Genomic DNA, 23,169 nt, shown 5'->3' on the forward strand with positions numbered 1-23,169 from the left:
CCACCTCTTCCCATCCCGAACAGAGAAGTTAAGCCCTGCAGCGCCGATGGTACTGGGGTTACACCCGGGAGAGTAGGTCGCCGCCTCATTGATTACAAGCCCCGATCACGGGGCTTTTTTTATGTTCTTACTTCTCAGACTACCAACGTCACATTCCTTACAGAATCCCTTTTCCAACTCTCAACAAGCCCTTCTCAAAAGTTTATTTTCTTCTTTACTATAAGCATAAGCTCAATTGTAAATTGGTTAGATAGGAATGGGAGATTTAATTATTTGAATTTATTGAGAGTCTATTTGAGGATTTTTGAATTATGACTTTCTAATTTGATATAAAAAAAACGGAGGTGAATGCCTCCGTTTTTTATTGATGGATAATCTTTCTATTTACTGGAAATCTTCATCCGTCAACTCAACGTTGATGTTTAAGTTGGTTACTTTAGCCTCCATTGGAACAGGAAGCATAGCTGATTTTATTGTCCAAGTCATAGGAAGCAAAACCCCATTCTTTTCCTGGTAATCAGAGTAGAAAGTATCTCCAGATGCTGCATTTTCATTTTTGATACGTAAACCAGTGTTTTGATCATAGTAGTTGACCAATTTTGCTCCTGAAGGAGCAGAAATGATCACCTTATAAGCAGGAGTTCCGTCTACATCTTTTAAACCTTCCAATTCAAGGCTGTATCCTAATTCCTCAACCCAAGCCTCAGGAATTAAGTAAGCATTGATTTTAGCATCCTCTAATTGCTGTCCGCTAAGCTGCATGCTTTGTCCTTGAACGCTTACTGAACCAGAATCTTTATTAATGACCGAGCTTTGCATCACGTTTCCACCTACAGATGTTTTTTGGGAGTAACGTCCGCTTGCATCGAACACCATATCCAAAGCTAAAGGCGTACCCATAATCTCTGCATTCATTGTCATGGAAGCAGTTTTGATTGCTTGCGCTTTCTCTTTTCCTCCTATTGCTTGCAAGAAATTAGCAACCACCTTTTCAGCGGTCATATCAGCATCAGCTGTCAATTCCTTAGCAGGGAATCCCATGTTGTCAAAAACTTTGACTTCGCCGAATTGAGCAAGTTTTTCCTTGATTTCATCACCATTTCCAACTGCAGTGATGTAAACTTTATCAGGGTTGATCAGATTCTTCGCAGTTGCATTGATTTCCTCAACAGATAACCCGTTTAGAGTCTGTAGATAATTCTTGTAGTAATCTTTCGGAAGATCATATCGCTCAATATTCAAAGCGAAGTTAGCAATGGTTGATGGGCTTTCTAGAGATCGTCCAAACGAACCTGACAAATTTGCTTTTGCCTTTTGAAGTTCTTCTATGGTCACTCCTTCGTCTACAATTTTATTGATCTCATGCAAAAATTCCACAACAGCTGAATCAGTAACCTCTGTTCTTACAGAAGCATTTGCTGAAAATCTTCCGATTAATTTATCAGAACTAATTGAGGAATAAGCCCCATAGGTGTAGCCTTTATCTTCACGAAGGTTCATGAAAAGACGAGAAGAAGATCCGCCTCCCAAAATTTGATTTAACAATCGGCTAGGAATATAATCCTCATCTCCAATGTTCAATTCAATAGGCTGAGTAACATTGATAACAGTTTGCACGGATGAACTTCTATCAACCAAGCCAACCATAGTCATGTCAGTTTTTTCAGGCTTGCTATATTCGAAAGTCGGTACATCACCCGGCTGCCACTTTGCAAAATACTTTTCTGCAATAGTTTTTGCCTCGTCCAATTGCATGTCACCTACAATTGCTAGGTAGGCAATATTTGGTTTGAAGAAGGTTTCGTAGTAATTCTTTACATCAGCTACGGTGATATTTTTGATTGTTTCCTCTGTCTCTACTTCTCCATAAGGATGATCTTTTCCATACACAAGCGCAGCTGCCAATCTACTTGAAATTGCATTTGGATTATCCTTGCTGGTTGCTAGACCGGTCAAGGTTTGCTTACGAAGTCTTTCGAGCTCTTCTTCTGGAAAGCTTGGATTATATAGGACATCCGTCATGAGTTCCAAAAGTTTATCCTGATGCTTTTTGAGAGAAGAACCAAACATGGAAGTGGATGAAGCAGAAAGGCTAGCGCCAATGAAATCTACCTCCTCATCGATTTGATCTTTTGTGCGGTTTGTAGTTCCAGAGGTCATCATTTCACCTACAAAACCGGTAAGCCCAGCTTTATCTCCTTCCAAAAGAGGATCTCTGTCCAAAATCAAAGAGAATGAAACTCTCGGTAATTTATCATTTTGAACCAGGATTACTTTAAGGCCATTTTCGAGTGTGAATACCTCGGCGTCACCAATGTTGATTTCAGGTGCTGGTCCGGAATCCGGTAATTTGCTGCGGTCAACTTGCGCCCATGCTGTGGCAGCAGTTAAAACCCCAAAGAAGAATAGTATTGCTATTTTTTTCATTTTTCGAAGTGATTTATTCTAAACAATTACTCAGTTGCGTCTTGTGGCTTAGGCAGGTAATACAAGACTACTCGTCCATCTAGGTTCAAGTACTCGTTAGCCACTCGCTTAATATCATCTTGGGTAACTTTGCTATAGTTGTCCATTACCTGATTGATATAATTGGTGTCACCAAAAATGACATGAGCCTCCGCAAGGTTCTGTGCGATTCCAGCTACAGACGAATTGCTGCTGACGATATTGTTTTCAATGATATTTTGAAGCTTTGCAAAGTCCTGATCAGAAATTCCTTCTTCCTGAACTTTTTGAATCAACTTGTCCACTTCAGATTCCAAGTCTTCAGGTGCTACACCCATATTGGCGATGCCGTACATGATGAAGATTCCTCCATCTTCCAACTCCAATGGAATGGCAGCTACTGCCAAAGCTTTTTGCTGCTTGTCTACCAATTCCTTGGTCATCAAGGAAGAATTCCCACCAGTGAGATAAGTAGAAAGCATGGACAATGCATAAGAATCCGGGTGGTTGCGAGGCGGAAGATTGTAGGCTTGAATTACTGCAGGGATTTGAATGTTATCATAAATCACATCCCTAACCTCAGCGGTTTTCTTTGGCTCTTCCACATTTGGACGGTAAATCTCGCCTTCTCCTCTAGGGATTTCAGTGAAATACTGACGAACCCATCCCTCTGTCTGCGCATAATCGATGTCTCCGGCAATCACCAAAGTAGCATTGTTTGGTACATAGAAGTCATCGTAGAATTGCTGGAATTCTTCGATGGTTGCAGCATTTAAATGATCCAAAGAACCGATTGGAGCCCAACGGTAAGGGTGCTCAGTGTATGCTCTTTTCAGCGTTTCTATCAAAATAGATCCATACGGCTGATTGTCATAGCGCTGTCTTTTCTCCTCTTTGACCACTTCTCTTTGTGTTTCTACACCTGTCTGATCCACCTTAGAATGAAGCATGCGCTCGCTTTCCATGTAAAGTGCCAATTCCAATTCATTGGAAGGGAGAGTTTCATAATAGAAGGTTATATCATTGGAAGTAAATGCATTGAGAGTTCCCCCTCTGCCTTGAATGATATTCATGAATTCCCCTCTTTCGATGTTTTCAGAGCCTTCGAACATCAAATGCTCGAAAAAGTGAGCAAAGCCAGTTCGCTCGGGGTTTTCATTTTTTGATCCTACATGGTAAAGAACCGAAGTGTTGACAATGGGTGTGGAATTGTCCTGGTGCATGATGACATGCAATCCATTGTCCAGAGTAAATTCTCTGAACTCAATTTTCTTTTGGGCTAATGCCGGGAAAATCGTCCAAGCCACTAGCAAACCTAAAGCAGTGAGTTTTTTCATAATTAAAGGTTAGGGTTAGTATTCTATATTGAATCGAATTGGATCTTGATTTTGTTTCACTTGTCCATTTTCGAACATTTTTATTGGGTGAAAATCAATTCCGAATTCGTCCTCCGAAAAAATTATTTTTCTCTCAAACAAAAAAATATTTCTTTCAATTAATTCTTATTTTATCTAAAAATATCCCTTATGATTATTCTAAAGTTTAATTAAAAAAAGAATCAATTGACTTTTTCTAATTTATTCGTAACCATATTTTCCTTTCCACCTTGCAGCAAGAAATTTTCGCAATTCACGCTCTCTGGCTGAGTCTCCAGGATCAAAAAGTATTGTTCCCTTTAATTCCTCAGGTAAATACTCTTGTTCTATAAAATTCCCGGCTCCATCATGCGAATATTGATAGCCTTTTCCATAATTCAAGTCCTTCATCAACTTGGTCGGTGCATTTCTCAAATGAAAAGGAACAGAGAGGTCTCCCGTTTTTCGAACCAATTCCTGAGCCTTCCCAATTGCAAGGTAGGAGGCATTACTTTTTGGCGAGCTAGCTAAATAGGTGACACATTGGGCAAGGATAATCCTTGCCTCCGGATAGCCTATCATTTTCACAGCTTCGAAGCAATTGGTCGCCAAAAGCAAAGCATTAGGGTTGGCATTTCCGATGTCTTCTGAAGCCAAAATCACCAAACGTCTTGCGATAAATTTGACATCTTCTCCACCTTCGATCATCCGGGCTAGCCAGTAAATGGCGCCATTGGGGTCCGATCCTCGAATGGATTTGATAAATGCCGAAATGATATCATAGTGCTGTTCTCCCGATTTGTCGTAAAGCGCAACTTTTTGCTGGGCAATTTGCATTACCTTTTCATCTGTGATCACGCATGGGTTTTCATTGATCCCATCAATGACTATTTCCAGCAAATTCAACAATTTTCTTCCATCCCCACCAGAAATTCGAAGTAAGGCATCTGTCTCCTTCAATTCAACCTGGATTTTTTTCAAATCCGAATCTTTCTCCAATGCCTGCTGAATCATGGCTATCATTTCAGCTTTTCCAAGAGGATTAAGTGTAAATACCTGACATCTGGAAAGCAAGGCTGAATTCACCTCAAAAGATGGATTTTCGGTAGTTGCTCCAATCAGCCGAATGATTCCCTTTTCTACCGCACCCAACAAGGCATCTTGCTGAGATTTATTGAATCGATGGATTTCGTCAATGAATAATACGACACCCATTTGAAATTTGGCCTTTTCGATCACCTCCCGAATGTCTTTGACACCGGAATTGATTGCACTTAAAGTGTAAAAAGGAGCCTTGATTTCATTCGCAAGGATATTTGCGATCGTGGTTTTTCCCACTCCCGGAGGTCCCCAAAGAATCAAGGAAGGTACATTTCCTGATTTGATGGCCTTGTAGAGAAAAGAGCTTGGCGAAGACAAATGTTCCTGCCCAATCAGATCTTCCAATCGGGTCGGGCGCATTCTTTCGGCTAAAGGGGTGGGATTCATAGATATGGTATCAAGATTTTAGATTCAAGACTTTAGATAAATGAACGGGAACCGAACTGCTATCTAATACCCTGAAACTTTCGTCTTAAATATTTTTGATTCTTTTTCCAAATTCTTCCAAGTGCTCGTCTCCAAAATCCAAATGGGTAACAAAGCGGACTAAATCTTTTCCGAATTTGACGGATTTGATGTTTTGATCAGATAATTTTTGCATAAACACTTCTGGAGTAATTCCTTCTAAGCGAGCAATTACGATATTGGTCGCTACAGGGAAAATCTCTGAAACGAAAGGTAATTCACCTAGCATTTCTCCCAAAGAACGGGCTCGAGAATGATCTTCTTTCAATCGATCTACATGATGATCCAAAGCATAGATTCCTGCTGCTGCTAAAAATCCTGCCTGTCTCATTCCACCTCCAAATACCTTTCTTACTTTCCTCGCTCGTTTGATATCGGCTTTCGACCCAAGCAATACAGAGCCCACGGGGCAACCTAGTCCTTTACTCAAGCAAATGGAAATCGTATCAAAATGTGCTCCCCATTCGGACGGACTTTCTCCGCTTTCTACCAAAGCATTGAAAAGTCTCGCACCATCTAAATGGAGCTTCAAACCTTTTTTCTGGCAAAGCTGATGGATAGGCTTGATTTCCTCAAGTGAGTAAATACTTCCACCTCCTTTGTTCATGGTGTTTTCCAACGAAACCATCGTCGTCTCGGGAGCATGCACATCATCAGGATTGATTGATTCAGCGATTTGAGATGCCGTGATTTTTCCTAAATCTCCATCCAATAATTTTACAGAAGCCAAGGAATTGGCCATAATCCCACCACCTTCATATAAATAGATATGGGAGTATTTGTGGCAAATTACTTCCGTTTGAATTTGGGTATGTAGCCGAATCGCAATTTGGTTGGTCATGGTACCGGAAGGACAAAAAAGGGCCGCTTCCATTCCGAAAAGCTTGGCGATTTTTTCCTCCAAAGCATTCACTGTTGGATCTTCCCCAAACACATCGTCACCAACAGGTGCTGAAAACATGGCTTCCTTCATTCCTGGAGTAGGGCGAGTAACGGTATCGCTTCTTAGATCAATTAACATATTGGATATGAGTGATTAATGACGTTAAATTGGCCTTTGTTCTTTATTCAATTGAGCTTTAGGATCAAGGCTTTTATTCCTTTTTGTTTTCTTTTTTGAAAATGAAGTCCAAGCTGCTTTTTCGCTTTTCGAAAATATCTTCCATATCGGACAATTCCAGGTTTAAGGCTTTGGTGGAAATTAAGATTTCGATCAGGGATAAAGCCAAGGCTATCAATAGAGAGCCCATGCTGCTTACAAAAACCCAATTTGCTGCAGATGTATAGCCTTGAAAGAGCAAATACATACAAATGACGCATAATAAAAAGCTGAAAATTCCGAAAAGCTGCATGTTTTTGATTAGTGACAGTCTTCGACGGAGATTGTGGATTTGTTCTACCAAAATTTCCTCACCCGGTTCCTCCAAGAATTTCTTATGCAGCCCACGGATCAAACTTGCAATGGCTAAGAAGCGATTGGTGAAGGCCAGCATCAAAAGGGTTATTGCAGAAAATAAAAGAGCTGGAGTGGAAAGTTGTAATTCCATGGTTTCTTAATTCAATCAAACAAGATAAAGTTTTTGGAAGCTTTTTGCCACGCTTCAAAGGCATAAAAAAACCGGATCAATTTGACCCGGTTTTATTTATATGGACTTTATTTTAATAATTACAAATGAATCACCTCGTCATAGGCGGCAGCTGCAGCTTCCATCACAGCTTCTGACATGGTTGGGTGTGGATGAACTGTTTTGATCAGTTCATGTCCGGTAGTTTCAAGTTTGCGGATAGCTACGATTTCAGCGATCATTTCGGTAACATTTGCTCCGATCATGTGTGCACCCAATAGCTCTCCGTATTTCTTATCGAATACCAATTTGACAAATCCATCCTTAGCACCCGCTGCAGAGGCTTTACCAGAAGCCGAGAAAGGAAATTTACCCACTCGTACTTCATAACCAGCTTCTTTGGCTTTTGCTTCAGTATAACCCACAGAGGCAATTTCAGGAGAGCAATAAGTACATCCCGGGATATTGTTGTAATCCAATGGATCAGGATTGTGTCCGGCTATTTTTTCCACGCAAATAATTCCTTCTGCAGAAGCAACGTGCGCCAAAGCAGGTCCTGGAACCACATCACCGATAGCATAGTAGCCTGGCATGTTTGTTTTGTAATATTCGTCTACCTTGATTTTTCCTTTTTCAACCAAGATACCTACATCCTCAAGGCCGATATTTTCCAAATTGGAAACAACTCCTGCAGCAGAAAGAACCACATCACACTCCAAAGTTTCTTCACCTTTGGCAGTTTTCACTTTCACTTTGCATCCCGCCCCTTTGGTATCTACTCCAGTCACTTCGGAAGAGGTCATGATCTTCATGCCTGCTTTTTTGTAGATTTTTTCCAAGGCTTTGGAAACTTCTACATCTTCTACTGGTACGATACGGTCCATGTATTCCACGATAGTGACTTCAGTTCCAATAGAGTTGTAGAAATAAGCGAATTCTACACCGATAGCACCGGAACCTACCACAACCATTTTCTTAGGCTGCTTCTCCAAAGTCATAGCCTTTCGATAACCAATGATTTTCTCACCATCCTGTGGCATAGAAGGTAGTTCTCTTGATCTTGCTCCGGTTGCGATAATGATATTGTCTGCGGAATAGACAGTTTTCTTTCCGTCCTTATCAGCTACTTCTACTTTTTTACCTGGCTGGATTTTACCCCAGCCGGAGATGATTTCGATTTTGTTTTTCTTCATCAAAAACTGAACACCTTTGCTCATGCCATCGGCCACGTCCCGGCTACGCTTGACCATCCCTGTGAAATCAGCTTTTGCGTCTTTCACACTGATGCCGTAGTCGTTGGCGTGATTGATGTATTCAAAAACTTGCGCGCTTTTCAGCAAAGCTTTGGTAGGAATACAACCCCAGTTGAGACAGATTCCGCCGAGTTCTGCTGCTTCTACAATGGCAGTTTTCAGTCCGAGTTGAGAAGCGCGGATCGCCGCTACATACCCTCCAGGTCCGCTTCCCAGCACGATCAAGTCAAATTTAGATGAAGACATATCTTGTTGGATTTTAGTACGATTTTCAAACTATGCAAAAATAGGCCTTTTGGTTTCAGAAAAAAATTGAAAGAAAGGGGCTTAGTTATTGAAAATTAGGAGCGGTAAAAGGCCTTTATTTTAGTTCAGAAATTAGTTTGGGTCTTTTTAAAATTTGCATTCAAAAATTTCGTCTACCTCCAAATTCACCGTTTTTTGAAAGGTCCAAAAGGGCTTGTCCGACTAGCTGAAAAGAATCTCCTGATTCTATCGGCTTTTTTTCTAATTTTGAAACCAAACAAAAATCACGAAATCCATGGGATTACTTTCAGGAAAAACCGCTTTGGTCACTGGTGCATCTAAAGGAATCGGCCGGGCCATTGCAATTCGATTTGCTCAAGAAGGGGCGAACGTTGCATTTACCTATTTGTCCAGTGTTGAAAAAGGTCAGGCTTTGGAAGCGGAACTTGCACAATTTGGGGTAAAAGCCAAAGGTTACCGTTCCGATGCTTCTGATTTCAATGCAGCCGAACAGTTGATCAATGATGTGGTAGCTGAATTTGGAGGATTGGATATTTTGGTCAATAATGCCGGAATTACCCGAGACAACTTGTTGATGCGAATGACTGAGGAGTCTTGGGATGAAATCATGAATGTCAATCTAAAGTCATGCTTCAATACAGTTAAAGCTGCTACCCGAACTATGATGAAAGCGAAATCCGGTTCTATTATCAATATCACCTCTGTGGTGGGAGCAAAAGGAAATGCCGGTCAGGCAAATTACGCGGCTTCTAAGGCTGGAATTATTGGCTTTACCAAGTCGGTTGCTTTGGAATTGGGTTCTAGAAATATCCGATGCAATGCTGTAGCTCCTGGATTTATTGAGACAGAAATGACGGATGTTTTGGATGAAAAAACCGTTCAAGGTTGGAGAGATGCGATTCCAATGAAGCGGGGAGGAAAGCCTGAAGAAGTAGCAGATTGCTGTGTATTCTTGGGATCCGACATGAGTACTTATATCTCAGGTCAAGTACTTCATGTGAACGGAGCAATGTATACTTAAAGATCTTAGAATTACGAATTACGATTTACGAGCGGCTGGGGAGACTTAGCCGTTTTTTTGTTTGGTCCCACAGATAAGCACAGATTAAAAACACAAATTTTCACAGAAATTCTACAGCACTTCTATCCGTAGAAATCTGTGACTTTTTCTGTGTGAATCTGTGGGAAACTATTAACTCAATTCCGAAACTGACTTAAATCGATCTTGTATAGCTCATACTCATCTTCTGACTTTTGCTCAGGTTTTGGAATGAAAACTCCCTCTGGAGTAGGTATTAAATTTCCAATGGTTTGTCCCACGTCATATACAATTTCTAACTCGGCCTTTAATTCCCAATTTAAGTCATAAATCAACATCAAATAAGTGTTTCTATTTAATCCTTGACGCAGCCTTATATCAGTTACTTCTGGTTGACTTTCCTCAGTCTTCACCTTCACCATTCGAAGATATAATTTATTTACTGGGTCATAGGCTAGGTCTGAGTTTGCTGCTGACTTTGGATTTGATCTCCATGAACTATTTCTACCCGTTTTCTCGTAAATACCCGGTAGGTATTCAAACTTGGTAAGACTTGTCAATTTTAATTTTTTGATAACCTCACAATCCCTTATTTGATATAGAAAATCTGAGGGCTCAAACAATACGTAGAACTCATCTCTTTCGTGATTATACACCGATATTAAATGTGCCGCTGAGGCGCTTTTTGAATATTCCTCACCCAAGCCAGAACTAAAATCAGAAATACAAATCCAACCTTCTTGCAGATTGAACTCAGCAACCCATTCTCCGTAGTTGATATCCACATAGTCTTCAGCAAATGGATTAATAGGTTTATTTATTATTTGATAGTGACTATCTCCTATTTTTCTGAAATTATCCTTTTCATCAGCCATTTGAATTAATGCAAGGTTATCATAGGTTGACCATTCCAAATCTATTTCTGCGATCTGTTTGCCATTAACATATTGCTTTACATTGCCCAATGAGCTAATCGCTAAAAATTCTCCTGCATCAAACCCCTGAGTGGCTATTGGATATCCTTTAAGGGAAAGAGGTCCATCATCTGGAATTGTAAAGGAATAGTGTTTTTTACCACTTGATTTACTAAACAGAGAGTATCCTTTTTCTTCTTTGGAAAGAAATAAATGCTCCCCATCATACTCTACTAGCTTCTGGAGCCTAATACGTCTAGTGGTTGAGTCTTTTTCAAGACTACATTCACCCACAACAAATTCTTCCAAATTTCCTTGGTAGACTTTCTGGTTGTCTTTTTTAGAACAGGAAAAAAAAATACTGACAACAAACAGGTTAAAGAATATTCTTCTCATAATTATTTAAATCGACTCAAATCAATCTTATAAAACTCATACTCATCTTCGGACTTTTGCTCGGGTTTATTAATAAAAAGACCTTCAGAAGTCAAGAACCAATTCTCTAAATCTAATTCGGAATCAAAGTCAAATAAATACTCTCCTAAAGGATTCCATTCACCAGAGTAAATAGACAGTACATAATGTTTAGTACGCTCAAATTTAGTTTCTCCTGCTCCAGATTCATTGATTTTGGTGCATTTCAATATCAAGTCTCTATCCTCATCGTAAATCAAAAATATATTTCGAGAAGCCTCTTTGGGCAAAGCCCAGACCGTAAATTTATCACCCCATGGAATGGTTTCAGCTGGTAAATAGTTGAATTCTTGGCTAGTCATTGGAATCAATTTTTTCTTTAATGCAAAACCATCTAGCAAATAAATTTCTGGAGAGCCTGGCCAGGCTAAATAAAAAAGATTTCGCTTTGAATCTCTGTCACCAAAAAGTGTTGTTGCGGTTAGGTCATTTTTAAATTGCTCATAACCTGTAGGAATTGCAAAATCACTTTTCTGTATTTCTTCAGTTTCCAAATCCACCAAGATAATCCACTCCCGATAATTAACGGGAAATTCAGACCTCATTTCTCCAGGGCCTGGTAAGTCTTTCCAATTGGTTACTGAGTTTGGACTTAGTGAAAATTGAATTTTTGATTCATATAGGTAAATAACTCCAGCACTTCTTGACAATGGGAAAATAGAGGCTTTTTCTCCATAATTTTTTAGTGAATGGAATTCATTGATTTTTTCGCCTGACTTAGGATATTCTCCAATTTCTCCCTTTGTATTTGCTAATAAAATTCGCGAAGGACTATCAACATAATTGATATAGATTCCTCCTTTCATTGAATTTGGGCCCTCATCGGGGATTTCTATTCGGTAAACCTCTTCCCCTGTTTCAGTACTACGGAAAATGAAGGCCCATCCTTCGAATTGACGAGCAGAGGAAGTCGTAACGATAAATTCATTCATTTCATCTTTTACAACTCGAACATTATTAATCGATGTGGTCAATGAATCTTTTATAATTGAAAAATCACCTTTAATTAATTCACCAAGTTCACCAAGAAAAATTGCCTGGTCATTTTTAGAACTACAGGAAAAAAAACTACAAAGGAAAATCCAAAAAATTATTCTTTTCATATATCTATTTATATAAAATAAGAGAACTAATTTATTGTAAAAATATCAAAAGAAAAAGCCCCAAGATTATTCTCAGGGCTCATAAAAACTTTGAAGTCTTGAAAACCTCGAAGATCATTTATTAATCCTCTCCCAAAAACGGATACCTGTAGTCAGTTGGAGAGACAAAGGTTTCCTTGATTGTGCGAGGAGAAACCCAGCGCAACAGGTTGATCATAGAACCGGCTTTATCGTTGGTTCCGGAAGCTCTCGCTCCTCCAAATGGCTGCTGACCGACTACTGCGCCGGTAGGCTTGTCATTGATGTAGAAATTCCCCGCAGCATTTCTCAATTTGCTTGTTGCCATCTCAATCGCATAGCGATCCTGAGAGAAAATAGCTCCTGTCAAGGCATAAGGGGAAGTTTGATCTACTAATTCCAAGACGGTTTCGAAATGCTCAGCATTGTACACATAAATGCTCAATACCGGACCGAAGATTTCCTCACACATGGTGGTATACATTGGATCTTGAGTCAACAAAACGGTTGGCTCAATAAAGTAGCCTTTAGATTTGTCATAGTTTCCGCCTGCGATGATTTCCACCCCTGATGCATTCTTTGCATTGTCGATGTATTTGGAAATTTTATCAAATGCTTTCTCGTCGATGACCGCATTGATGAAGTTGGTGAAGTCCTCTGTTCCTCCCATTTTCATGGAGGCCAGGTCTTCTAGCAAATATTTCTTCACGTCTTCCCAAATATTGGATGGGATGTAAGCTCGGGATGCGGCAGAACATTTTTGACCTTGATATTCAAAAGCACCTCTCGAAAGCGCTACGGCAACAGCTTTTGGATCTGCGGATTTATGTGCCAAGACAAAATCCTTTCCTCCAGTCTCACCGACAATTCTTGGGTAGGATTTGTACAATTTGATGTTTTCTCCGATGGTTTTCCAGATAGTTTGGAAAACACCTGTAGATCCTGTGAAATGAATTCCTGCGAAGTCAGGATGTTTGAAAATGACATCTCCTGCGGTAGGTCCATCCACATAAATCAAGTTGATCACACCATCAGGTACTCCAGCCTCTTTGAATACTTCCATCAACACATTGGCTGAATAAATCTGCGTGTAGGCAGGCTTCCAAACGATGGTATTTCCCATCATGGCTGCTGAAGTTGGAAGATTTCCAGCGATTGCCGTAAAGTTGAATGGAGTCAAGGCAAAAACGAAGCCCTCCAAAGGTCTTTGTTCTACTCGATTCCAAACTCCATTTCCAGAAACAGGCGGCTGCTGGGAATAGATTTCAGTCATGTATTTGACATTGAAGCGAAGGAAATCAATGATTTCACATGCTGCGTCAATTTCTGCCTGGAAGGCATTTTTGGACTGGCCCAACATGGTAGCTGCATTGATTTTGGCTCGGTAAGGTCCTGCCAACAAATCAGCCGCTTTTAGGAAAATTGCAGCTCGCTGTTCCCAAGCTAAGTTTTCCCAAGCTTCCTTAGCTCCCAAAGCTGCATTGATAGCCTGTGCCACATGAGAAGCATCTCCTTCATGGAAATGACCCAAGATATGCTGATGATCATGCGGAGGGGATAAAGTTCGGGTTTTACCGGTCCGAACTTCCTCGCTTCCTATGTACATAGGTACATCTACCTGGTTGGCTCTCAATTCGGCGAGTTTTGCCTGAAGCTCCTTTCGCTCAGGGCTTCCAGGTGCGTATGATTTTACCGGCTCATTGACTGGAGTCGGAACGTTGAAAAATCCTTTTAACATGCTATTTGGAGTTTATGTGATTCTGAATGGCCAAAGATAAGATTTCCAGCCCGATTAGGCAGTGATTTAGCTTACAAAAGCGACTCTAATTCACGGAGATGTTTAATTTCATAAGTAGGGGTTAGGTCTATTTTTTTTCCTTCTGGGTTGAAAAAGACCTGATCGATTTCTGCTCGTTGCGCACCTAAGATGTCAGAAAGCGGATTGTCCCCGATCATCAGGCAGTTTTCAGCGCGGGTATTCAATTTTTCCAAGGCATAAAAAAAGATTCTCGGATCGGGCTTTTTATGTCCAGTTGTTTCTGATGTGACAACAAGCTCAAAAAACACATCCAACCCGGATGATTTCATCTTTTTGGCTTGAGATTCATTAAATCCATTGGTGATAACGTGGATTTGATACTTTTCTCGGAGATAGGTCAAAATTTCCTTTGAATAAGGAAAAACATGTGGCTTACTGGAAGTTCGATGCATGAAATCTTCTTCAAATTCAGCAGGAATTGCATCTGATCTTCCTCCGGCATAATCAAAAATTCGAGGGAATCGCTCTTTTCGAAGATTTTGTTTATCGATTTTTCCCTCATTGTACCAGTCCCAAAGTTGGAAATTGACTGCGTGAAATGACTCGAAGAATTTTTCAAAAGAAGGAATGCCTAAGTCATGCAAACCGTAAATCTCATAAAGTTCTTGAAGTGATTCGGTGACATTTCGATCATAGTCCCAGAGTGTATGGTCTAGATCAAAGAATAGGTGTTGGTACGTTTTCAAAGGAATTAGCGTCGGTATTGATTGTTTTGGATTTTGTTGATTGCCAGCTCTCGGTTGGATTTGAGAATTTCGTAGGTCTCTTGATCTTTGAGAAGACTGGGATCCTTTTGGATAAACTTAAAAATCTGCTGAATGATTTCGAGATACTCCTCCAAAATGTAATAAAATACCCACTGATCCACTCTTCGGCTGCCGAGAAGGCCTGCGTTTTTTAGGGAAATTAAATGTCTGCTAGTTTTGGTTTGGGTGAAATCCAAAATCAGCTCAAGATCTGAGATGCTCAACTCCTTGTTGAGTAGTAATAAATGGATAATTCGAATTCGAGCTTCCTCTCCTAAGGCTTTGAAAATTCGCAATCCATAATTTAAACTGATATTTTTAAGCCTCATTTGTAAGTTTTAACGCTGATTTGCTGGTGAAATTAAAAAATCAAGCGAAATTTCAGGTATTAGAATTTGTATTCAGCAAATTAGCTGAGAATTTAAGAGACAGATTTGTGAAAAAGACCGCCTTACTTTCCTCCTTTATCTTCATCCTTTTTCTTTTTGGATTGGGAAAATTACAAGCCCAAGACCGACAAGATAGAAAAGTCATTCAACTCTCAGGTATTATTTTGAATGCGGATAGTACTGATGCGGTGGCTGGGGTAAATATCTATGTGCCTAAAAAGGGTAGAGGAACGAGTAGTGGACGCTTTGGTTATTTTTCCATGCCGGTTTTGGAAGGAGATAGTGTAGTGTTCAGTTTCATTGGTTTAAAGCGACAGTCCTTCAAAGTTCCTGAGAATGTCGAGGATGATAAAATCAGCTTGATTCTGACGATGGAGGTGGATGAAATTGCCTTAGCTGAAGTGGAAGTGATGCCTTATCCTTCTGAGAAAGAATTCAAAGAAGCTGTATTGGCCATGTCGGTAGTGGACCCTATGACCATCAGTAGTTCAAATATGAGTCCAGAAATGCTACTTCGTTGGGCCGAAGCTATGCCGGCTTCTGGAAATGAAAATTTCCGTTATTTCCAACAAGGGCTCATGCAGCAAAATCAGGATCTTTATGGACCTAGGCCTTTACGACTCCTAGATCCATTTGCCTGGGCTCAATTTATCCGGTCTATCAAAAGGGGTGACTTGAAGAGTAGAGATTAGTTTGGCGCTCGCAAAGACGCAAAGGCGCTACGAATTAGGTATTTTCATAAGCCATTAACGATCCTTTTGATCCCATCCTTTAATAGGGCCTCATTAAAATTTAGAAGGAGCCCAAGTTTCAAATTTGTTAATCGGAGATAAGTTAATAATTGCTTCGCATGAACAGGAGCTAAAAGCTGGACAGACTTGATTTCAACAATTACTTTATTGTTAACAATTAAATCTGCTCTGAAACCTTTTTCGAAAACAATTCCATCCCATTCAAAGGATATTGGAATTTGACTTTCCACAGTTAGGTTCAACTTTTTTAGCTCGTGAATTAAAACTTTTTCATAGATAGACTCTAAAAGACCAGGGCCTAAATCTCGGTGAATTAAAAAGGCCCTGTCCAGAATTATTTTTGCAATATCATTTTCAGAATAATTCATTCTAATCATTCAAAACCCGTTGCGTCTTTGCGTCTCTGCGAGCTCATTAATCAATTTCAGGCAGAACCCAGTTTTCTAGCACGCTAGGGATACGCATCATCTGTTCGATGGCGGCAACTGTTCGAGGGGCATCTCCTGAAAGATTGAGTGGACCATCTGAGGAAACAAGAATATCATCTTCAATTCGTACGGCGATTCCCCACCATTTAGGATCGCAATCGCTTCCTTCCGGTATGTAAATACCCGGCTCCACCGTCAATACCATTCCTTCTTTCAAAGCCCCATAACCACCCCGGTCATGAACATCCAATCCTAAGTGATGGCTCGTTCCATGAGGAAAATAATTATGACGTTGTCCCGGCTTGATAATTCCCAATTCTGCAAGTCCTTCATTGATAATTTCACGGGTTACTCGACCAATTTCACTAAACTCAACGCCTGGCTTGCAAAGTGCAATTCCCGCTTCCTGAGATTTCAATACCAATTCATAAATAGCTTTTTCTTCCTCGTTGAATTTTCCACTTACTGGAATTGTACGAGTCACATCAGCAGTATAACCACGCCATTCGGCTCCCAAATCCATTAGGATCAATCGGTCATTGATGTGCTCCATGTCATTTTCGATATAGTGAAGGATGCATCCATTATTACCTCCTCCCACGATGGATGGATAGCCAATATCCTCAGCACCATAGCGCTTATAGATGAATTCATGAATACCTTGAATTTCCCGCTCAGACATTCCTGGCTGTGCAGCTTTCATCACCTCAATTTGGCCTACTGCTGAGATTTTTGCCGCTTTTGAGAGGAGTTTGATTTCTTCAGGAGTTTTGACTTCCCGGAGTTGATCCATCATTTGTGAAAGTGCAAAAACGTCGGTTTTATTCTCCGGTACTTTGTTTTTTACCTCCATTCGTTGTTCTGGTGTCTCAGCTTTTAAGAAATCCTGAAGAACCGGGTCATTTTCAATTTCCGGATAGCGCTGTCTGTAGCGACCGATGATTTGGGCAACATTCGCGGAATTTTCTACATCAGTAGCACGTATCAGATTGTACATCTGCAGTGCAACCTCGCTTTTATCATCTGGATAGTTTGCGTTTTTCTTAAAGGTATTGACCATTTTCCGAAGCGGAGCATTGGCAGAACTTCCCTCGATATCATTACTCAGACTAAAACTTAAAATCTTATCAAAATCCGATACTCCTAATTTGGGTTCCTTCCCGAAGTCCTCAAATAAATACACCTGATCGAATCCGAGAATTTCACGAACACCTTCCTGGCCCAAGCGTTTACCGTTCCACATTTCAGCTCGAGGATCCCGAGGCTGAACATAGATTAATTCGTCTGTTTTAATGTCTCCAATTTGTCGCTCTTCCGAAAAAATAATTAAAGCAGCATTGGGCTCGCGGAAACCGGTCAGGTAAAAGAAATCTGGATCGGGATGATAGATGAAATCAACGTCGTTGGCTCTGTTTTTTACTGGGTTATTAAAAAAGATAGCCATGCTATTCGCGGGCATCAAGTTCCGAAGAGCATCTCTTCGTTCTCTGTGCCATTCTGCTGAAAGCCCGTCTTTGAAATAAGATTGGCTGAAACTAGGGGCAATGACTAAAAATAGGATAGAAAATAATAGGATTCGTTTCATCGGTTTATGGTGAGTTTTTGTTCTAAGATGTGGGCTTTCTTCCATTTAACAAAGTATTAATAATTCAAACGGGGGATATGCTTATCTTTGACATGCTAAAAATTCTAAAAATGAAAAGATATAGCCTTTTAGTATTCATCACTTCCTTACTGTTCACCGGGCTACAAGCTCAACAAACTCCCGAAAAACCAAAACTGGTAGTAGGAATTATCGTAGATCAGATGCGCCAGGATTACCTCTATAAATTTGCCGATCGATACTCCGACGGGGGATTCAAGCGCTTGATGCGTGAAGGATTTATGATGAAAAACGGGCATTATAATTATATCCCAACCTACACAGGACCAGGACATGCTTCGGTTTACACAGGCACCACGCCTGCAACGCATGGAATTATTGCAAACAGCTGGTATGTTCGATCATTAGACCGATCTATTTATTGCGCTGAAGATTCTACGGTGTATAATATTGGAGGAAGCCTTAGTGCCGGAAAGATTAGCCCTCGGAATCTTTTGACAACAACGATTACAGATGAACTTCGTTTTTCCACCAATAAGCGATCTAAGGTTGTCGGGATTGCTATCAAGGACCGTGGAGCGAGCTTGCCTGCAGGCCACACGGGGGATGCTTATTGGTTTGATAGTGGAACGGGAGAGTTTATGACATCTTCTTATTACATGGAGGATTTGCCTACTTGGGTAAAGCAATTCAATGAAAAGCAATTGGCTCAGGAATATCTTCAAAATACATGGGAACCACTTTTTCCGGCAGATAGCTATGTCAATAGCATTGACGATAATAATGATTTTGAAGCGCCATTCATTGGAAAAGAAACACCTACTTTCCCTTACGAACTTCCAAGTTTGATGGAAAATAACGGAGGCTATGGATTGATTGCTTCAACGCCTTATGGAAATACCCTGACCTTGGATTTTGCCATGGCAGCTATTGAAGGAGAAAACCTTGGAAATGGAGAGGTGACCGACTTCTTGGCAGTGAGCTTTTCTTCTCCGGACTACATTGGGCATAGATTTGGTCCTACTTCAATGGAGCTAGAGGATAATTATTTGCGCCTGGACTTGGAGTTTGAGCGGTTCTTAAATTATCTGGATGAGAAATATGGAAAAGGCAATTATTTGATTTTTCTTTCTGCTGATCACGGCGTGGCTGATGTAGCTACCTACATGCAAAGTGAGAATGTGCCAGCAGGCAATCTCAATATAGGGTATGTGAGAGGCCAATTGATGGGATTTGCTAATCAAGCATACGGAGAAGGAAATTGGATTGAAAATGTCTCCAATGAACAGATATTTCTAAACCATACTCTGATCCGCGAAAAAGGACTTGAATTGAGCAAAGTACAAGATGACATTGCGAATTTTGTCTTGCGTTTCAAAGGTGTCAAGGAGGCTTACACAGCCTACTCCATGAAAAATGCCGAGTTTGAATCTGGCCGACCTCACCTCTTACAAATGGGCTACAATCATAAGGCTTCAGGAGATGTATTATTAGTTCTTGAGCCGGGTTGGTTGACGGGAGGAGCAAGGGGAACTTCCCATGGAACTGGCTTTACTTATGATACACATGTACCAATCTTATTTTTTGGTTGGAATGTCCCTTCAGGAAGTAGTAGCCGATATGCCACGGTGACGGATATCGCTCCGACGCTATCGATGATGCTTCAAATCCGCTTACCTAATGGAGCTACCGGGCAACCTATTCTCGAAATTTTGGAATAAAATAATTTAATCAAAAATTGAAATTCCCAAGCCTGACGAGGTTTGGGAATTTTTTTTGAATTAAGTACTGATAGTGCCCGGGATAATTTTTATACTTAAATTGAATGCTTTCATTGATGAAAATGAGCCATTCAAACTCGGAAATATGGATTCATTGGGTTTTTGTAACCAAGGATTGGAAGCCTTTAATTGATTCTTCAAAAAGAGAAGTGCTTTCCCAAACTTTAGGAAATATCATTCAAGAATTAGGAAATTCTCATGGTACGTTTTCCGTTCTGAATGATCATTTTCACTTGTTGATCAAGCTTCCATTTAATATTTCTCCCAAAGATTTTGAAAATCACCTCAAGCTTCAAATCCAAGAAAACCTAGAAAGCTCAGGTGATAAGGATGGTTTTTTGGATTGGGAAAGAAAGCCATATGCGTACTCTGTAAGTTTAAATCAATTGACCGCGGAAAAAAATAGCATTCAACGTCAGGATTTCAAACATCAAAAAGTCAGTCTATTGGAAGAGCTCAAATTCTTTGGAATGTAAAAAAGGCCGGATTTTCACCGGCCTGTAATCTTATTAATCAGTCCAACTCATTGGATAATTTTTATCTACAAATTCCAAAGCATCAGTAGTGATTTGGAGAGGTCTGAATGTATCAAGCATCACTGCATATTCCTCAGTAGCTTTTGCTCCAATGGATTTTTCAACTGTTCCAGGATGCGGACCATGAGGAAGACCACCCATGTGTATAGTAAAGGATCCTCGGTCGATTCCTCTTCGACTCATAAATTCACCCTCTGCGTAATAAAGGACCTCATCCGAATCAATGTTGGAATGATTGTAGGGTGCCGGAATTGCCAAAGGATGGTAATCGAATAAACGAGGTACAAAAGAACAAATCACAAATCCCCAAGCTTGGAAGGTTTGGTGTACTGGAGGTGGTTGATGAATGCGACCTGTAATTGGTTCAAAGTCATAAATCGATAGGGCATAAGGATATAAATACCCATCCCATCCCACAATATCCAATGGACTATGCGCATAGGAATACTGATGAAGCATCCCCTGCTTTTTGATTTGAACCAAATAGTCTCCCTTTTCGCGTTCAATATGAAGTTCATGAGGAGGACGAATGTCGCGTTCACAGTAAGGGGAATGCTCCAGCAATTGGCCTACCTCATTTCGATAGCGCTTAACCGTTTCGATTGGCCCGTGCGATTCAATGATCAACAAGCGAAGTGGACCCTCTTCTTCAAATTCAAAGCGGTAAATGGTCGTTCGGGGTATCACGATATAATCCCCTTTTCTAACTTCTAATTTTCCAAACTGAGAATAAAGTGTTCCAGCACCATCATGGATATAGATCAATTCGTCTCCATCAGCATTTTTGAAATAATAATCCATTTTTCGCTGCTCTGGAGAACAGATACCCATCATCACATCATTATTCATCATAAGCATTCGGCGTGCAGAGAGGTAATCCTTTCCCGTTGTTCCTACACCCGAAGTTTTGAGATGGGTCTGCTGCAATCCATGATCTTTAGCAATTTCCCATTTGTAGGGTTTGGGTTCACCGATGGATTTGACTTCGTTTGGATTATAGATGTGATACAAGTTGGAATAGATTCCTGAAAAGCCTTTGGAGCTGACCAATTCCTCTTTATAAAGGCTTCCATCAGGTTGACGGAATTGTGTGTGTCGCTTTGGTGGAATCTGACCTAATCTATGATAATATGCCATGTTTATTTGGGTTTATGTGGCTAATTTACAATTAGCATGTGAGACAAAAAAAGCCTAAATAAAAAGGCTGGATATTTACATAACCAGCCCTTCTATTAAATGTTAGCTCTAATTAATTGCTTTCATCTTCTGTCTCAAAAATCATTTTCCGGAGCTCTTCAATTTTTTCTCCGGTTTTTTCCTGCAACAGTCCAAGAAGTTCATCTTCCTGACCTTCTTTGAATGTTAAATCATCCTCTGTCAGAGAAGCATATTTTTGTTTTAGTTGACCTTTGAGTTGGTTCCAGTTTCCTTTCAATTGTAATGACATAAAATGTATATTTTTGATAAGATTAAAAGATTTACAATTCAATAACCTTCTCACATATAAAATAGTTCCATGATTAAAAATTTAAAAATCAGATATCTTCTTCATTTCTTTATCCTTGGCTTTTTAGCCTTTTCAAACTTAGAACCTTTGAAAGCTCAAAATCTAATTTGGTCTGATGAGTTTGACTATATGGGATTGCCGGACTCTTCCAAATGGACCTATGATGTGGGAGATCATGGTTGGGGCAATCAGGAGCTCCAGTTTTACACTGAAAAAGAACTTCGAAATGCACGGGTTGAAAATGGACATTTAATTATCGAAGCACATGCTGATGCTGAATATCCAAAGGGTTACACCTCCGCTCGTTTGCTTACTCGAGGAAAGGCTTCTTGGCAAAATGGATACATTGAAGTTCGGGCAAAACTACCAGCGGGAACGGGAACCTGGCCAGCAATTTGGATGCTCGCTGAGGAAAATCGTCATGGAGGTTGGCCAAAAAATGGAGAAATCGATGTCATGGAGCATGTGGGATATGATCCTGGAGTAGTTCATGGTACCGTACACACAGAGGCCTTCAATCATGTAAAAGGAACACATAAGGGAGCTCAGATTCAAGTGGATGATTTTGATGAGGCTTTCCATACTTATGCTATCAATTGGACAGAAAAAGGCATAGAGTTTTTGATGGATGGGGAAAAATATTTTGAATTTGAGAATACTGGAGGGGATTATTCAGAGTGGCCATTCGATCAGCCTTTCCATCTGATTTTGAATATTGCTGTTGGAGGAACATGGGGCGGTCAAAAAGGAGTAGATACTTCAATTTGGCCTCAAAAAATGATGGTGGATTACGTTCGGGTTTATGATGGCCGTCCAAATCCATAAGAACTTGCCTGAATTTTGGCAAACTGTCCAATATTGCCTAAAATAAGAAAGAAATTTAGTTAGTCATACTTACCACATGTCCGGTCAATCCATCAAACGAAAAAAAATCCAGGCGCTCTTTATCATTAGTGTGCTTTTGTTGCTGATCTATGCCAAGAACCTTATTGAAAGGAGGTCATTCCGGGAAATTAGTTCCACATTCACCGAAGTTTACAATGACCGATTGGTGGTGGAAAGCTATATTTTTGATATTTCTGAGCGGCTTTTCCAAATTCAGAAACTCATAGACCACTGCAATTTAGACTATGATTACTCCAAGGTAATTGATGAAATAGATGCACAGGAAAAAGAAATCCTAGCCATTGTCGAGGAGTTCGAAAAAACGAAACTAACCGATCAGGAGTCTAGTTATTTAGCGGATTTTCGTGCGATTATTGAAAATGACTTAGCGATCAAAAGCTATGAATTATTGTATACGGATTCTTCGGGTGTCAATATTGATCAAGTAAAGCTATACGATAATAAGATTTCACAGGCTAGAAAAGACCTTGACGACCTAAGTCAGATTCAGTTGGCAGAAGGGGATAGGCTAATTAAAAAAGCGAAAAAATTAATCAACCGATCTCAGATTTGGGCTCAGTTTGAAGTAGCCCTTCTGATTATTTTGATTGTGGTAATGTTCTGGTTGATTTTCAGAAAATCAAAGGATACCAAGGGAGTTATTTCCTAAGATATAAGCAAAAAAAGACCCAGAGGAATCTGGGTCTTTTTTTGACTTTATGTT

At 40.2% G+C, this 23,169-nt stretch carries 21 protein-coding genes and 1 rRNA gene; 7 read left to right on the forward strand and 15 right to left on the reverse strand.

Annotated elements, in window-relative coordinates; all coding sequences use genetic code 11:
• A 5S ribosomal RNA gene (rrf, locus tag E4S40_RS16445) occupies positions 1-89 on the forward strand; the annotation flags it as partial.
• Positions 90-384: 295 nt separating this feature from the next.
• Here rrf and E4S40_RS16450 read toward each other — a convergent pair.
• The 6 genes from E4S40_RS16450 to lpdA all read right to left on the reverse strand — a co-directional run bounded on the left by E4S40_RS16450 (position 385) and on the right by lpdA (position 8,430).
• Positions 385-2,427, reverse strand: coding sequence for a M16 family metallopeptidase (locus E4S40_RS16450; RefSeq protein ID WP_135076841.1), 2,043 nt, complete (start codon positions 2,425-2,427; stop codon positions 385-387).
• Positions 2,428-2,453: 26 nt separating this feature from the next.
• Complete coding sequence (locus E4S40_RS16455; RefSeq protein WP_135076844.1) at positions 2,454-3,782, reverse strand: M16 family metallopeptidase; 1,329 nt, start codon at positions 3,780-3,782, stop codon at positions 2,454-2,456.
• Positions 3,783-4,022: 240 nt separating this feature from the next.
• Entirely contained in the window at positions 4,023-5,288 is a 1,266-nt protein-coding gene (locus E4S40_RS16460; RefSeq protein WP_135076847.1) for a replication-associated recombination protein A, read from the reverse strand.
• Positions 5,289-5,373: 85 nt separating this feature from the next.
• On the reverse strand, positions 5,374-6,387 hold the full coding sequence (locus E4S40_RS16465; RefSeq protein ID WP_135076850.1) for a threonine aldolase family protein: 1,014 nt from the start codon (positions 6,385-6,387) through the stop codon (positions 5,374-5,376).
• A 73-nt stretch (positions 6,388-6,460) separates the two neighbouring features.
• Entirely contained in the window at positions 6,461-6,913 is a 453-nt protein-coding gene (locus E4S40_RS16470; protein WP_135076853.1) for a DUF2721 domain-containing protein, read from the reverse strand.
• Between the two features lie 119 nt (positions 6,914-7,032).
• On the reverse strand, positions 7,033-8,430 hold the full coding sequence (gene lpdA, locus E4S40_RS16475; protein WP_135076856.1) for a dihydrolipoyl dehydrogenase: 1,398 nt from the start codon (positions 8,428-8,430) through the stop codon (positions 7,033-7,035).
• 295 nt (positions 8,431-8,725) lie between these two features.
• Between lpdA and fabG the strand changes: the two genes are divergently transcribed.
• A complete protein-coding gene (gene fabG / locus E4S40_RS16480) occupies positions 8,726-9,472 on the forward strand; it encodes a 3-oxoacyl-[acyl-carrier-protein] reductase (protein ID WP_135076859.1) in 747 nt (248 codons plus the stop codon).
• Between the two features lie 176 nt (positions 9,473-9,648).
• On the opposite strand, the gene E4S40_RS16485 is transcribed toward fabG, so the two are convergent.
• The 5 genes from E4S40_RS16485 to E4S40_RS16505 all read right to left on the reverse strand — a co-directional run bounded on the left by E4S40_RS16485 (position 9,649) and on the right by E4S40_RS16505 (position 14,893).
• Entirely contained in the window at positions 9,649-10,713 is a 1,065-nt protein-coding gene (locus tag E4S40_RS16485) for a DUF4221 family protein (protein WP_237563212.1), read from the reverse strand.
• A gap of 89 nt (positions 10,714-10,802) precedes the next feature.
• Positions 10,803-11,810, reverse strand: coding sequence for a DUF4221 family protein (locus E4S40_RS16490; protein WP_135076865.1), 1,008 nt, complete (start codon positions 11,808-11,810; stop codon positions 10,803-10,805).
• 292 nt (positions 11,811-12,102) lie between these two features.
• Positions 12,103-13,737 (reverse strand): L-glutamate gamma-semialdehyde dehydrogenase, encoded by a 1,635-nt coding sequence (pruA, locus tag E4S40_RS16495; RefSeq protein ID WP_135076868.1) that lies wholly within the window; start codon positions 13,735-13,737, stop codon positions 12,103-12,105.
• Positions 13,738-13,808: 71 nt separating this feature from the next.
• Entirely contained in the window at positions 13,809-14,504 is a 696-nt protein-coding gene (locus tag E4S40_RS16500) for a YjjG family noncanonical pyrimidine nucleotidase (protein ID WP_135076871.1), read from the reverse strand.
• Between the two features lie 5 nt (positions 14,505-14,509).
• Positions 14,510-14,893 carry an ArsR/SmtB family transcription factor gene (locus E4S40_RS16505; protein ID WP_135076874.1) on the reverse strand — a complete coding sequence of 128 codons (384 nt, stop codon included), beginning with the start codon at positions 14,891-14,893 and terminating at the stop codon, positions 14,510-14,512.
• A gap of 161 nt (positions 14,894-15,054) precedes the next feature.
• Here E4S40_RS16505 and E4S40_RS16510 point away from each other — a divergent pair, with 161 nt between their 5' ends.
• Positions 15,055-15,645 carry a carboxypeptidase-like regulatory domain-containing protein gene (locus tag E4S40_RS16510; RefSeq protein ID WP_135077072.1) on the forward strand — a complete coding sequence of 197 codons (591 nt, stop codon included), beginning with the start codon at positions 15,055-15,057 and terminating at the stop codon, positions 15,643-15,645.
• Positions 15,646-15,689: 44 nt separating this feature from the next.
• On the opposite strand, the gene E4S40_RS16515 is transcribed toward E4S40_RS16510, so the two are convergent.
• Entirely contained in the window at positions 15,690-16,073 is a 384-nt protein-coding gene (locus tag E4S40_RS16515) for a GxxExxY protein (protein ID WP_237563213.1), read from the reverse strand.
• Positions 16,074-16,119: 46 nt separating this feature from the next.
• Positions 16,120-17,718, reverse strand: a complete 1,599-nt coding sequence (locus E4S40_RS16520; protein WP_135076880.1) for an aminopeptidase P family protein — start codon at positions 17,716-17,718, stop codon at positions 16,120-16,122.
• A gap of 110 nt (positions 17,719-17,828) precedes the next feature.
• Here E4S40_RS16520 and pafA point away from each other — a divergent pair, with 110 nt between their 5' ends.
• Both pafA and E4S40_RS16530 read left to right on the forward strand, forming a co-directional pair.
• Positions 17,829-19,457, forward strand: a complete 1,629-nt coding sequence (pafA, locus tag E4S40_RS16525; RefSeq protein WP_135076883.1) for an alkaline phosphatase PafA — start codon at positions 17,829-17,831, stop codon at positions 19,455-19,457.
• Positions 19,458-19,579: 122 nt separating this feature from the next.
• The gene (locus E4S40_RS16530; RefSeq protein ID WP_161971821.1) at positions 19,580-19,993 is read left to right on the forward strand and encodes a transposase; all 414 of its coding nucleotides are present in this window, start codon (positions 19,580-19,582) and stop codon (positions 19,991-19,993) included.
• A gap of 33 nt (positions 19,994-20,026) precedes the next feature.
• Here E4S40_RS16530 and E4S40_RS16535 read toward each other — a convergent pair whose 3' ends face one another.
• Both E4S40_RS16535 and E4S40_RS16540 read right to left on the reverse strand, forming a co-directional pair.
• Complete coding sequence (locus tag E4S40_RS16535; protein ID WP_135076889.1) at positions 20,027-21,190, reverse strand: homogentisate 1,2-dioxygenase; 1,164 nt, start codon at positions 21,188-21,190, stop codon at positions 20,027-20,029.
• Between the two features lie 112 nt (positions 21,191-21,302).
• Positions 21,303-21,500, reverse strand: a complete 198-nt coding sequence (locus tag E4S40_RS16540) for a CsbD family protein (RefSeq protein ID WP_135076892.1) — start codon at positions 21,498-21,500, stop codon at positions 21,303-21,305.
• A 69-nt stretch (positions 21,501-21,569) separates the two neighbouring features.
• On the opposite strand from E4S40_RS16540, the gene E4S40_RS16545 reads away from it, so the two are divergent.
• Positions 21,570-22,385 (forward strand): glycoside hydrolase family 16 protein, encoded by an 816-nt coding sequence (locus E4S40_RS16545; RefSeq protein WP_135076895.1) that lies wholly within the window; start codon positions 21,570-21,572, stop codon positions 22,383-22,385.
• A gap of 76 nt (positions 22,386-22,461) precedes the next feature.
• A complete protein-coding gene (locus E4S40_RS16550; protein ID WP_202615385.1) occupies positions 22,462-23,115 on the forward strand; it encodes an MCP four helix bundle domain-containing protein in 654 nt (217 codons plus the stop codon).
• The last annotated feature ends 54 nt before the right edge of the window (positions 23,116-23,169 follow it).

The organism is Algoriphagus kandeliae, assembly GCF_004571135.1.
Lineage (GTDB): Bacteria > Bacteroidota > Bacteroidia > Cytophagales > Cyclobacteriaceae > Algoriphagus > Algoriphagus kandeliae.